The following is a 13,692-nucleotide window of genomic DNA, read 5'->3' on the forward strand; positions in this document are numbered from 1 at the left end:
TCAAAAAGTGAAAATTAATGGAGCACCGCGTCGGTCTCGTCCGGCTCCTTGATAAACACGCTGTACTTGGCGCCTTCCATCGCCTCGAACGCAATCAGCTTGTCCACTAACGGCAGGTTCAGCACCTTGCCGGCATTGAGCAGCAACATGCCGTTATCAGCGTTGAGGTTGCGCGCCAGGACCATGCCGTCTTCCAATTCACGGGTGGAGAGCACCTTGACCGTGGGATCGCCCAGGGTCACATCACTGAGAAACGCGGCGCAGGCCTGGATGAAATCCTCGATCAAATCCGGATCATAGAGGCGCCCGGCATATTTGCGGATATACAACAGCGCTTCATCGCTGTTCAGGTGCCGCTCCAGGATCAGGCCTTTCTGCAACTCGATGAAGTCCACCGCCAGTTTCAGCAGGCGTGAACCGAACGGAATCGCCTCGCCCTTGAGGTGGTCGGGGAACCCGCTGCCATCCCAGCGCTCCTGGTGATGACGAATGATCCGCGCCGCATCCTTCATCGGCTCCAGGGTCATCAACAGCGATTCGCTCTGGGTCGGATAGCCACGGTACCGCTCGCGGTCGGTGCTGTGCAGCTTGTCGGCCGGCTCGATCAACATACTGTCGCTCCAGCTCAGCTTACCGATGTTGTACAACGCGGCGGCCATGGCCATGTCACGGGCGCTGGCTTCGTCGATGGACTGGGCGGTGCAGTACACGCGCACCAGTTCGATCAGTGGACGATTGGTCTGTTTGTTCTTGGGCAGGCGCAGGTTGGCCAGCAACGAAAACACTTCGGTGCCGGTCACGTAGCTGCGCTTGAGCTCATCGTAGGCCAGGTCGAGCATGTCGGCGGTCTGTTGCAGCTCACTGGTCCGCGCTGCCACGCGTTTTTCCAGGGTGGCATTCAATAGCTTGAGCTGGTCGTTCTGCTGATGGGCCAGGCGTTCCAGCCGCTGGAGTTCCAGGGCCTGCTGCAGGATCAGCTTCAGTTCGTCATCGTTCCAGGGTTTGCCGATATAGCGGTGGATCTGCCCTTCGTTGATCGCCTTGATGATCGTCGGCAGGTCGGCGTAGCCAGTGAGCAGGATGCGACTGGTGGCGGGATAAAGGCGATGAACCTCAGCCAGCAATTGCGCGCCGTCCATGCCGGGCATACGCGCATCGCTCATCACCAGGTCTATGGGCTGGGCGGCCATGACCTCCAGGGCCTCGGCGCCGCTGCCCGCGAGCACGACATCGAAAGGTTGGCCGCGCAACAGGCGACGCAAGCTGTTGAGGATCGACTCTTCATCGTCGACCAGCAAAATAGTGGGTTTCGTCGCAAGTTGTTCATCCATGCCTGCTGCGCCTTAACATTGAACTGAGTTGAGCTGATTTGAACCCCTGGGCCAAGCCGTATTCCGTCGCTTATGGCGCGGGGTTGATTTGACGCCAACTGGCCGCCGAATTCAAGGGACCTCGACTACACTGTCACAGCAGGTCTGCGCCCCCCTCAGCCATGGAACCAAGGAAGGAATGGTTATGCAGTCGAACCTTTTGAAGGTCAGGAGCGCGCTATGAACGCCAATTCAGGACGGGCCAACCGTCGCATCCTGATCGTCGATGACACCACGTCCATCCACCAGGACTTTCGCAAGATCCTGTGCGCCGACGCCGACGGCGAGCCCTCCCTGGATACCCTTGAGCAAACCCTGTTCGGCACAACGACCGTGGCTCGCCAGGCCTTTATCCTGGATTCAGCCTACCAGGGCCAGGAAGCCTTGGACCTGGTAAATCGGGCCCTGGCAGCCAACGCTCCCTACGCCATGGCGTTCATCGACATGCGCATGCCGCCTGGCTGGGACGGCCTGCAAACCATCGAGCAGTTGTGGAACGTCGATCCCAACCTGCAGATCGCCCTGTGCACCGCTTATTCCGACTATTCCTTTGAAGCGATCGAAGCGCGCTTGAAGTACAACGACCAGTTGCTGATCCTGAAGAAACCCTTCGATCACCTGGAAATCCGCCAGATGGCCAGCGCCCTCACCTGGAAATGGCAGCTCGCCCAGGATGCCGCCCTCAAGGTGATCGGGCTGGAGCGCACCATTGAGGAACGCGTGCAGGAACTGCTGAAAGTCTCGCACCTGCTGCAATACGACGCGCTCACGGAGTTGCCCAACAGCACGCTGCTGGGCGACCGGCTGACCCAGGCCATCGCCCTGGGCCGGCGCCATGACACCCAACTGGCGGTGATGTTTATCGGGCTCGATCGCTTCAAACGCATCAACAATGCATTGGGTTATCCAGTGGGTGACGAGGTGCTCCAGCAGGTCAGCCAAAGCCTGGTGGCGGCGGTCCGGGAATCGGACTCGGTGTTTCGCTATGGCTCGGACGAGTTTGTGATCCTGCTCAATGATGTCCTGCACCCGCAGCAAACCCAGCACATCGCCCAGAAGATCCTCCAGGCCATCAGCGCTACCCGCCACGTCGCGGGGCACGACCTGAGCGTCACCGCCAGCCTGGGCATCAGCATTTACCCGAATGACAGCAGCACTGCCGTGGAGCTGATCAAGCACGCTGAAACCGCCATGCACACCACGAAGGAGCGCAGCCCGGACGATTTCAGTTTTTACACCGAAGACATGAACCTGCGCGCCCAGCACCAGCAAAACCTGGAAAGCGCAATCCGCCAGGCCCTGGAACACAATGAGTTTGCACTGCACTACCAGCCCAAACTGGATTTGAAAACCGGGCGAATCCTCGGCGCAGAGGCGCTGATCCGCTGGTTTCAACCGCGCTCGGGCTGGGTCCACCCGGCTGACTTCATTCCGGTAGCCGAGGACAGCGGGCTGATCGTTCCCTTGACCCAATGGGTGCTGCGCCACGCCTGTGAACAAGCACAGGCCTGGCGAACCATGGGCCTGGCGCCGCTGCGCATCTCGGTGAACATCTCGGCCATCGACTTCCGCCAGCGGGAGTTTGTCGACAACCTGGCCGCCATCCTGAAGCAGACCGGCCTGCCGCCCAACCAGCTGGAGCTGGAGATCACCGAGAGTGTACTGATGCAGAATGTCGACGAGACCGTCGATATTCTTAACAGAATCAAGGCCATGGGCGTGCGGCTGGCGCTGGACGATTTCGGCACCGGCTACTCCAGCCTCAGCTACCTGCGACGCTTTCCTATCGATGTGCTGAAAATCGACCAATCATTCGTGCGCGGGCTGCACGAAAATAGCCAGGACGCGCAGCTGATCAGCGCTATCATCGGCATGGGCAAGAGCCTGGAGCTGAACATCATCGCCGAAGGGGTGGAAACCGTCGAACAGCTGAACTTCCTGAGGTCCCAGCAGTGTGAGGAAGGCCAGGGCTTTCTGTTCAGCAAGGCGGTACCTGCGAAGGATTTCGCCCAGTTGCTGCAGGTGGGCAGCCCCACGCTGATGCCCGATCAATAGCCCCTATGCCTGCAAGGAGTGCTCGCTTGAGCGACGTCTCAACCTACTGTTTCGGCCTCATCCTCACGTTGGGGTTGAGCCTGGGGATGACCGTGACGGCCGCGCCGCTGGACGAAGCGCTCAAACCGTTGCCACCGGTTGCGCAACTCGACCCGGCCAAGGTCGAACTGGGCCGCCAACTGTTCAATGAGCCGCGCCTGTCAGTCAACAACACGCTGTCGTGTGCCAGCTGCCATCACCTCGAATCCGGGGGCGCCGACAATAAACCGTTCTCCATCGGTTTCGACGGCAAGCCCGTGGAAATCAACACGCCGTCGGTGTTCAACGCCAGTCTGAATTTCAAACAGTTCTGGAATGGCCGGGTGGACACCCTGGAGGCGCAGGTCGAGCAGGTGGTCATCAGCCCGGTGGAAATGGGCAGCGACTGGAAAACCGTGGTGCAGAACCTGTCCGCCCTGCCCGTCTACCTGGCTGCGTTCAAACAGGCCTACCCCGATGGTGTCACCGCCGCCAACGTGCAAAACGCCCTGGCCACCTACGAACGCACGCTGCTGACGCCCAACTCACGGTTTGACCAGTACCTGCTGGGCAACACGGAAATCCTCACGATCCAGGAAAAGTACGGCTACCAGCGCTTCAAGGATTACGGCTGCATCGCCTGTCACCAGGGCATCAACATCGGCGGCAACATGTTCCAGAAGTTCGGGGTGATGGGCGACTACTTCAAGGTGCGCGGCAACCCCGTCGAGTCGGACCTGGGGCGCTACCTGCTGACCAAGGATGAAGAAGACCGGCACGTGTTCAAGGTCCCCAGCCTGCGTAACATCGCGGTCACGGCGCCGTATTTTCACGATGCATCGGCCAAGACCCTGGAAGCGGCGGTGGATGTGATGTTCAAGTACCAGTTGGGGCGCAACCCGTCTCAGGAAGACAAAGACCTGATTATCCAGTTTCTCAAGACCCTGACCGGCGAATGGGCAGGCAAGCCTCTATGAGCATACCGTCATGAACCTTGCCCGCCGCCGCACCAGCCAAGGGTTATTGGGCCTGATCGCCCTGTTGCTGGCCTCGACGCTGGTGTTTCTGTACCTCAAGTCCTCCCGCGACCAGACGGCCAGCTACACCCATTCGCGGGATCTGATCCGCCAGTTGCAGCAGCTCAATGCTCAATGGGACAGCGAAGTGCTCAAGGCCCGGATCGCGATCACTCACAATTACGATCCGCTGGTCACACCGCTCACGGAAATGACCCGGCTCTGGGTCGAGCTGAACAACCGCGAGATCTACCACAGCCCGCAAGACCTGCCCCGCTGGCAAACCAGCCATGAGGCTTATCAGGCCGCGATTCAGGAAAAAGCCCGGTTGATCGACCAGTTCAAGTCCCACAATGCGGTGCTGCGCAATTCCCTGGCATTTTTACCCACAGCCGAGGACGACATCCAGGCCCAGTTCAATCGCATTGATGATGAAGGCCGCCTGCAACTGCAGGATGTGGCCACCGACACCTATGACCTGCTGCTCAGTAGCCTCGAGTTCGCCCAGATCACCAGCAACGAGCGCGCGGCGGATATTCTGGTGGGCCTGGGCAAGCTGGCAATCAACAAGGAGAGCCTGCCCAGTGAGTTCCAGGGCCCGGTAGACATCCTCAGCAATCACATTTCACTGATCCTGCGCGAGCAACCGGTGGTCAACAGCCTGCTCGAACGCATTGCCGCCGTGCCCGTGACCGAACGCCTGGACGAATTGACGACCCACCTCGACCAGGACCAGCAAGCGGCTGACCTGATCGACCATCAATATCACCGCTACCTGCTGGTTTTCTCGACACTACTGGTGGCGCTGTTGCTCTACCTGGCCGTGCGCCTGCTACGCAGTTTCGCCGAAATCAACCGCGTCAACCGTGCCTTGCAGGCGGCCAACGAAACCCTGGAACAACGCGTGGAACGGCGCACCCAACAGCTCAAGGATGCCCAAACCGAGTTGATGGACAGCGCGCGCCAGGCCGGCATGGCGGAGATCGCCACCAACGTGCTGCACAACGTCGGCAACGTGCTCAACAGCGTGAACATCTCCGCCGACCTGGTCACCCGCAAACTGCGCAGCAGCAAGGCAATGGGCCTGGGCAAAGCCATGCAGTTGATCAACGAGCGCCAGGCCGACCTGGGCACCTTTATCACCGAGGATGAAAAGGGCAAGCTGCTGCCCGGCTACCTCAACCAACTGGTGGACGCCATTGCCGTCGAGCAACAAGGCCTGATCGATGAGATGGCGCAATTGAGCAAAAGCGTGGACCACATCAAGGACATCGTCTCCACCCAGCAATCCTATGCGGGCGCGCCCTCACTGAAGGAGCCGGTACAGATCAGCACCTTGATGGAAGACGCCCTGCGCATGAATGCGGGGGCACTGAGCCGGCACAATGTCACGGTGGTCAAGCACTATGGGCAGGTACCGGAAGTCCTCGCGGACAAACACCGCTTGCTGCTGATCATGGTCAACCTGATCAGCAACGCCAAGTACGCCATGTCCAACCTCACCGATCGGCCACGGCAGATGACCCTGACGGTCCAGTCGCTGGAGGACAGTACGTTGCAGATCAGCGTGAAGGACGATGGGGAAGGCATACCGGCCGAGAACATGACCCGCATATTTACCCACGGTTTTACCACCCGCAAGGAAGGTCACGGTTTTGGCCTGCACAGCTGTGCACTGGCCGCCGTTGAAATGGATGGTCACCTCAGCGCCCACAGTGACGGGCCAGGCCAAGGTGCGATATTCACCCTGACGATCCCCCTCACGCCTGCCGGAAGTCCCGCATGAACCAACCTCCCAACCGGCGCATTCTGCTGATTGATGACACGCCGTCGATTCACGACGATTTCCGCAAGATCCTGATGCCTGCCGTTGAATCCAACCAGGTGCTGGATGACATGGAGTCGGCACTGTTCGGCGAATCCAGCAAACCCACGGCGCCCCCCTTCGACCTGCACTCGGCCTACGGCGGCGAAGAAGGCCTGCAGTTGCTCATCACCGCTATGGCGCAACAGCACCCCTATGCCCTGGCGTTTGTCGACATGCGCATGCCCCAAGGCTGGGACGGGGCGAAGACCATAGAAGAACTTTGGAAAGTCGCCCCCGACCTGCAAGTGGTGGTGTGCACTGCGTACTCGGACTATGCCTGGGAAGACCTGCTGGACCGTCTGCACGGCCATGATCGACTGCTGATCCTGAAAAAGCCGTTCGATAACATCGAAGTCCAGCAGATGGCCAACACCCTGGCCAATAAATGGGACATGGCCCGTCGTGCCACCCTGCAAACCACTCAGCTGGAACGGCTGGTGGAACAACGCACGCAAGCGCTGCAGCAGGAAATCGAAGAGCGCAAGCACCTGGAAAGCCAGCTGGTGCAATCGGAAAAGCTCGCCTCGCTGGGGCAACTCGCCGCGGGCGTGGCCCATGAGATCAACAACCCGGTGGGTTTTATCTCGTCCAACCTCAGTACGCTCGACGGTTATTTCAACCAGTTGCAACAGATGCTGGAGGCTTACCAGCAGGCCGAAGAAACCCTCGCCCCGGGTGAACAGCACGCGCAGCTCAAGGCATTGCGTACCCGCCTGGAACTGGACTTTCTACAGGACGACATTCCGATATTGATCCGCGAGACCAAGGAAGGCATCGGTCGCGTGGCGCAGATCGTCAAGGACCTGAAAAACTTCTCCCGCGTCGATAACGACCAGACCTGGCAATTCGCAAACCTGCAACAGGGTATCGACTCCACGCTGAACATCGTTGCCAGCGAACTCAAGTACAAGGCCGATGTGGTCAAGCACTACGAACCGCTGCCAGAGATTGAATGCCTGGCCTCGCAGCTCAACCAGGTGGTGATGAACCTGGTCATCAATGCAGCGCAGGCCATGGGGCCGGAACGCGGCATCATTACCATCAGCAATGGCGTGGAAGGCGAAAACGTCTGGCTGGAGGTGGCGGACAACGGCTGCGGGATTGCGCCGGAGACCGTGCAGAAAATCTTCGATCCTTTCTTCACCACCAAACCGGTGGGCGAAGGCACGGGGTTGGGGCTGTCACTCTCCTACGGCATCGTCAAGAAACACCGTGGCGATATTTCTGTCAGCAGTGAGCTGGGTAAGGGGACGAAGTTTCGCGTGGTATTGCCAATTCGGCAGACGGCGGCGTAGGGCTCGCCGCCGAATCATCCGCCCTTCCCCCACTACCTGTTATTTCTGACAGTAGACAGACACGTTTCCCGACTCGACACTCCACACAAGCAACACAGTTGCATGCCGTGGGGCGTGCTGAACGTGAGGCCTGGACCCTCATCGTCGAAGGAAAGGACACCATGTCTACGCGCCGCGAGTTCCTGACGTACGCTTCACTGGCCGCCTTGCTCACGCCACTGGGCAGGGGCGCCCTGGCGGCCGATACAGCCGACCACCCCAGCGTTTTTTCCTTCGAAGACTTGATCGAACAGGCACAAGCCGATGCCTTGAAACCCTACACCTACCCCAGCACCGCATCGGCCACGCTGCTGGCGAGACTCGACTACGCCACCCACGGCCAGATCCACTTCAAACCCGAGCGCGCCCTGTTCGCCAACGGCCCCGGCAAGTTCCCCGTGACGTTCTTTCACTTGGGGTCGTTTTTTCGCACCCCCGTGAGGATGTATGCCCTGGACAACGGCATCGCCCGCGAGATCGTCTACGACCCGGCGCACTTCGATATGCCAGGCGACAGCCCTGCCCATGCCTTGCCCCGTAACAGTGGGTTCGCTGGCTTTCGCATCCAGGAAAGCCGCCTGGGCAACCAAGCCAAACGGGCGTGGCAACGGAACGACTGGGTGGCCTTCCTTGGCGCGTCGTACTTCCGGGCCATCGGCGAGTTGTATCAGTACGGTCTGTCGGCACGGGCTATTGCCCTGGATGTGGCACAAGCCGGCAAGGCCGAAGAGTTCCCTGACTTCACCCACATCTGGTTCGAGCCGCCAAAGAACGAGCACGCTAACGCCATGACCCTCTATGCGCGGCTCGACGGCCCGAGTATCTGCGGGGCTTACCGTTTCCTGATCCACCGCACACAGGGCGTGATCATGGACGTCGATTGCACGTTTTTCCTGCGCAGGAGTGTCAGCCGGCTGGGCATTGCTCCGGTGACCTCGATGTTCTGGTTCAGTGAAACCGCCAAGCGCACCGCCGCCGACTGGCGCCCCGAGGTTCACGACAGTGACGGCCTGGGGCTCTGGACCGGCAACGGAGAACGTATCTGGCGCCCCCTGAACAACCCGCCACGCACCATGGTTTCGGCGTTCACCGATCATCAACCGAAGGGCTTCGGCCTGTTACAGCGCGACCGCAACTTTGACCACTACCTCGATGGTGTGAATTACCAGCGGCGCCCCAGCCTGTGGGTCGAGCCGTTGGGCGATTGGGGCAAAGGCAGCGTGCAACTGATGGAAAACGGCACCGACGACGAGATCCACGACAACATCGTCGCGATGTGGGTGCCCTCGGCTCCAGCGGAAGCGGGCAACCGCTATTCGCTGCGTTATCGCCTGCACTGGCTGGCCCAGGAGCCCTACGCTTCGCCACTGGCAGTGTGCTTGGCCACACGCTTGGGCAACGGCGGCCAACCGGGCCAGCCGCGCCCTGTAGAGGTGCGTAAATTCGTGGTCGAATTCCAAGGCGCCCCCTTGGAAAAACTCGCGCCGGGCGTCAAACCCGAGGCCGTGATCAGTTGCTCCAGAGGCGAGCTCAGCCAGGTCTTTACCGAAGCGGTGCCGGACGGCATCGCCGGCCATTGGCGAGCACAGTTCGATTTGACTGTCGACGGCAAGGACCCGGTGGAATTGCGCCTTTTCCTACGCCTTGACGGCCAGCCGCTGTCAGAGACCTGGCTGTATCAGTACCACCCCTTCAATTCGGAATCGACGGCAATCGGTACCCCTTCAACGGCTGACACCGGCAATCGCCCGTGAGGCTCTGGAGCAATTTGGTGCTGTTCTACCTGGCGCTCAGTATCAGCGGCAGCGCCCTCCCTGCCAACGAGCAAGACTTCATAGAGGGCTTGTTGCAGCAGATGACGCTCGAAGAAAAAGTCGACCAACTCAACCAACTCGGCGTCCAAGACACGCCTACCGGCCCCGTCATTGACCAAGGCGAACTGGCGCAACTGCCCATGAGCACCGTTGGCTCGGTCCTCGGCGCCTACGGTTTCGAGCAGACCCGCCGGTTACAGGAACAGGTCGTCACGCGCTCGCGCCTGCATATACCGCTGTTGTTTGCTTTCGATGTGATTCACGGCTTTCGTACTGTATTTCCCGTGCCGCTGGCAGAAGCCGCGGCCTGGGATCCTGCCCTGGCACAGCGGACCGCTCGCGCGGCGGCCGTTGAAGCTACGGCCAGCGGCGTGCATTGGACCTTCGCCCCCATGGTCGACATTGCCCGCGACCCACGTTGGGGCCGCGTGGTGGAAGGTTCCGGTGAGGACCCGTTCCTGGGCGCGGCGCTGGCCAGCGCCAAGGTGCAGGGGTTCCACGGCGCGGGGCCTCCAGACCCCTCCTTTATGCTGGCGACCGCGAAACACTTCGTGACCTATGGCGCGGCCGAAGGCGGGCGCGACTACAACGTCGCCGACGTGTCGGAACGCACGTTGCGCGAAGTGTACTTGCCGCCTTTCCAGGCGGCCGTAGCGGCTGGCGTCGATGGGATCATGCCCTCGTTTAACGAACTGGCCGGGGTTCCCCTGCACAGCAACACCGCCCTGTTAACCGGCGTGCTGCGCAATCAATGGAGGTTCGGTGGCCTGATTGTCAGTGACTTCAACGCCATCTGGGAGCTGAGCCAGCAGGGCATCGCACGCGGTCCGGCCGACAGGGCAAGGCTGGCGTTCAACGCCGGCGTGGACATCGACATGGCCAGCCAGACCTACCGTCAACACCTGCCCGCGCTGGTGCGCAATGGCCAGGTTCCCCTGACCGCCGTGGATGATGCGGTGCGCCGCGTACTCCAGGCCAAGCAACGCCTGGGGCTGTTTGAAGATCCTTACCGCTACAGCGATGAGGCCCTGCAACGGGCCAATGTCCTGACACCGCAGCACCGAGCCCTGGCCCGTGAGGCCGCGCAGAAGTCCATCGTACTGTTGAAAAATACCGATGCCCTGCTGCCGCTGCCCAAGCACCTGCGTAACGTGCTAGTGGTCGGCAGCCTGGCCACGGATGCCGAGGCCACGATCGGCCCGTGGGCCTTGGCGGGTCACCCCGAAGAGTCGATCACGGTCTTGCAGGGCATACGCCGCGCCGTCGCCGCTGACACTGAGGTGGTTTACCTGCCAGGCGCTTCGCCCGTCAGCAAAGAGGCTGAGAACCTCAACGAGGTCCGACAGGCCGCCCGGCTTGCCGAGGTGGTGGTCGCCGTGCTCGGCGAGCAAGCAGATCAAAGCGGCGAAGCCCGCAGTCGCGCGGACCTGGGCTTGCCGGGTGCCCAGGAGGCGCTGTTGCGTGCCCTGCTGGACAGCGGCAAACCGGTGGTCATCCTGCTGATGAATGGCCGCCCGCTGGTGCTCTCGCCGACCGTGCGCCAGGCGCCGGCGCTGCTGGAAACCTGGTTCCTGGGCAGTGAGATGGGCAATGCCGTGGCCGATATTCTGTTCGGTGACGTCAACCCCAGCGGCAAACTGCCGATCACGTTCCCTCGCAGCGTGGGACAGATCCCCCTCTACTACGCGCACAAAAATACCGGCCGTCCGCCCAGCGGCGATGGACGTTATGCGTCTGCCTACATCGATGAGCACTGGACGCCGCTGTATCCCTTCGGTTTCGGCCTGAGCTACACCTCGTTCAGCTACTCCACGCCACGGCTCAGCGCGCAGCGGCTGGCGTCCACCCAATCACTGGACGTAACGGTCACGGTCACCAATACCGGAGCGCGCTCAGGGGAAGAAATCGTGCAGTTATACCTGCGCGATGATGTCGCCAGCGTGACCCGTCCGGTTCGCCAATTACGCGGCTTTCGCAAAGCGCATTTGGCGCCTGGCGAGGCTCGGGACCTGACCTTCACCCTTGACCAAGAGGACTTCGCCCTGCTGGACAGCGATTTTTCGCCGGTGGTTGAGGCCGGCACGTTCACCGTCTTCGTCGGGGCAGATTCGACCACCGAAAACCACGCCCGCTTTGAAGTGACCGATAGCCGCGCATTGTCTATTTCGGGCCAGTCCGTTCCATCACAAGGGTCAAACTGAGTACACCCGCAGGTTGTCTGGAGTCTCATTACTGGCGCAAAATGCCGGATCGACCTGAGAGTCCGAACCCAAGGAAACCGTATGAGCCTGTCCTTGCTAAGCCGTTACGCCTTCTTTGCCGTGTGCGTCATTTTCACCCTCGCCAGCCTCCCCTTTATCCAACACGAATGGCTGTGGCCCATCAGCCTGGTCACCGGTGTGTTGAGCCTGATCGGCATTTTCGACCTGCTGCAAAGCCCCCACGCCGTGCGCCGCAATTACCCGATCCTGGGCAATATCCGTTACCTGGTGGAAGCCATCCGCCCGGAAATTCGCCAGTACCTGCTGGAATCCGACAGCGACGCCCTGCCCTTCTCGCGCTCGCAACGCTCGCTGGTTTACTCGCGCGCCAAGAACGAAACCGCCGACAAGCCCTTCGGCACCCTGATCGACGTCTACCAGTCGGGCTTCGAATTTATCGGCCACTCCATGCGCCCCGCGCCGCTGAGCGACCCCAGCGCCTTTCGCGTAATGGTCGGCGGCCCGCAATGCACGCAGCCGTATTCGGCGTCGGTGTTCAATATCTCGGCGATGAGCTTTGGCTCGTTGAGCGCCAACGCGATTCGCGCACTCAACCAAGGCGCCAAGCTCGGCAATTTCGCCCATGACACCGGCGAAGGCAGCATCAGTTCCTATCACCGCGAAAACGGCGGCGACCTGACCTGGGAATTGGGCAGCGGCTACTTCGGCTGCCGCACCAGCGACGGCCGTTTCGACCCGGAGCGCTTTGCCGTGCAGGCGCAGAACCCGCAGGTGCGCATGATCGAAATCAAGATGAGCCAGGGTGCCAAACCCGGCCATGGCGGGATCCTGCCCAAGCATAAGGTGACTAAAGAGATCGCCGAGACCCGTGGCATCCTGATGGGCGAAGACTGCATCTCGCCGTCACGCCACAGTGCGTTCTCCACGCCTATCGAACTGATGCAATTCATCGCGCAACTGCGCGAACTGTCCGGCGGCAAGCCGGTGGGTTTCAAGTTCTGCCTGGGCCACCCCTGGGAGTTCATGGGCATTGCCAAGGCCATGCTCGAAACCGGCATTCTCCCGGACTTTATCGTGGTCGACGGCAAGGAAGGCGGCACCGGCGCCGCGCCCGTGGAGTTCACCGACCATATCGGCGTGCCGCTGCGTGAAGGCCTGCTGTTCGTGCACAACACCCTGGTGGGCCTGAACCTGCGCGACAAGATCAAGCTGGGCGCCAGCGGCAAGATCGTCAGCGCCTTCGATATTGCCAGCGTGCTGGCCATCGGCGCCGACTGGGCCAACTCGGCGCGCGGCTTCATGTTTGCCATCGGCTGCATTCAGTCGCAAAGCTGTCACACCAATAAGTGCCCGACCGGCGTCGCCACCCAGGACCCATTGCGCCAACGCGCCCTGGTAGTACCGGACAAGGCCCAGCGCGTGTTCAACTTCCACCGTAACACCCTCAAGGCCCTGGCCGAGATGCTGGCGGCGGCAGGCCTGGATCACCCGTCGCAGCTGTCGGCCAAGCATCTGGTGCGGCGTATGTCGGCCACCGAGATCAAGCTGTTCTCGCAGTTGCATGTATTCCTCAAGCCGGGTGAATTGCTCACCGGCGAAGTCAACGGCGAGTTCTATTCGCGCATGTGGCAGATGGCGCGCGCAGACAGTTTTGAGCCCCACGAAGTCGCCGCTGCTTAAAGGATTCAGATCGTGTTGAAAGTCATCGCTGAAGATTTCATCAAGCCCGAATACCTCGATACCGTGCGCCCCTGGTATGCCGAGCTGGTGGAAAAGACCCGCCAGGAACCGCTGTGCATCGCCTACGATCTGTTTGTCGATCAAAAAGATCCGGGGCACTTCATTTTCATCGAGCAATGGCCCGACCAGGCCGCGCTGGATGCGCACTGCCAGACCGAACACTTCACCCGGCTGGTGCCGCAGATCAATGAGCACCAGGCCAAGCCGTGCAAAGTGCTGTTGATGGATGCGTTCTAATTCACCCTTTTCCCGCTGA

The 13,692-nt window shown here is 60.9% G+C and carries 9 protein-coding genes; 8 read left to right on the forward strand and 1 reads right to left on the reverse strand.

The genetic code is table 11. The annotated features are described in order from the left end of the window. Positions 1 to 14: 14 nt before the first annotated feature. On the reverse strand, positions 15 to 1,331 hold the full coding sequence (locus AB1462_RS01350) for an HD domain-containing phosphohydrolase (protein WP_090408864.1): 1,317 nt from the start codon (positions 1,329 to 1,331) through the stop codon (positions 15 to 17). A gap of 219 nt (positions 1,332 to 1,550) precedes the next feature. On the opposite strand from AB1462_RS01350, the gene AB1462_RS01355 reads away from it, so the two are divergent. The 8 genes from AB1462_RS01355 to AB1462_RS01390 all read left to right on the forward strand — a co-directional run bounded on the left by AB1462_RS01355 (position 1,551) and on the right by AB1462_RS01390 (position 13,673). Beyond that, on the forward strand, positions 1,551 to 3,425 hold the full coding sequence (locus AB1462_RS01355) for a bifunctional diguanylate cyclase/phosphodiesterase (protein ID WP_259192895.1): 1,875 nt from the start codon (positions 1,551 to 1,553) through the stop codon (positions 3,423 to 3,425). 26 nt (positions 3,426 to 3,451) lie between these two features. Continuing rightward, a complete protein-coding gene (locus AB1462_RS01360) occupies positions 3,452 to 4,420 on the forward strand; it encodes a cytochrome-c peroxidase (protein WP_367246017.1) in 969 nt (322 codons plus the stop codon). Between the two features lie 10 nt (positions 4,421 to 4,430). Then, a complete protein-coding gene (locus tag AB1462_RS01365) occupies positions 4,431 to 6,245 on the forward strand; it encodes a DAHL domain-containing protein (protein ID WP_259192899.1) in 1,815 nt (604 codons plus the stop codon). Then, on the forward strand, positions 6,242 to 7,621 hold the full coding sequence (locus tag AB1462_RS01370) for an ATP-binding protein (protein ID WP_259192905.1): 1,380 nt from the start codon (positions 6,242 to 6,244) through the stop codon (positions 7,619 to 7,621). The genes AB1462_RS01365 and AB1462_RS01370 overlap by 4 nt, the downstream gene beginning before the upstream one ends. A gap of 161 nt (positions 7,622 to 7,782) precedes the next feature. After that, positions 7,783 to 9,414: a glucan biosynthesis protein gene (locus tag AB1462_RS01375; protein ID WP_367246019.1), complete on the forward strand. Its 1,632-nt coding sequence runs from the start codon at positions 7,783 to 7,785 to the stop codon at positions 9,412 to 9,414. Positions 9,415 to 9,431: 17 nt separating this feature from the next. Next, a complete protein-coding gene (locus AB1462_RS01380) occupies positions 9,432 to 11,675 on the forward strand; it encodes a glycoside hydrolase family 3 N-terminal domain-containing protein (RefSeq protein WP_367246021.1) in 2,244 nt (747 codons plus the stop codon). Positions 11,676 to 11,756: 81 nt separating this feature from the next. Continuing rightward, positions 11,757 to 13,376 (forward strand): FMN-binding glutamate synthase family protein, encoded by a 1,620-nt coding sequence (locus AB1462_RS01385; RefSeq protein WP_259192909.1) that lies wholly within the window; start codon positions 11,757 to 11,759, stop codon positions 13,374 to 13,376. Between the two features lie 12 nt (positions 13,377 to 13,388). Then, the gene (locus tag AB1462_RS01390; RefSeq protein WP_090408874.1) at positions 13,389 to 13,673 is read left to right on the forward strand and encodes a putative quinol monooxygenase; all 285 of its coding nucleotides are present in this window, start codon (positions 13,389 to 13,391) and stop codon (positions 13,671 to 13,673) included. Positions 13,674 to 13,692: the final 19 nt, after the last annotated feature.

The organism is Pseudomonas sp. SB113 (assembly GCF_040754745.1).
GTDB classification, from domain to species: domain Bacteria; phylum Pseudomonadota; class Gammaproteobacteria; order Pseudomonadales; family Pseudomonadaceae; genus Aquipseudomonas; species Aquipseudomonas grimontii.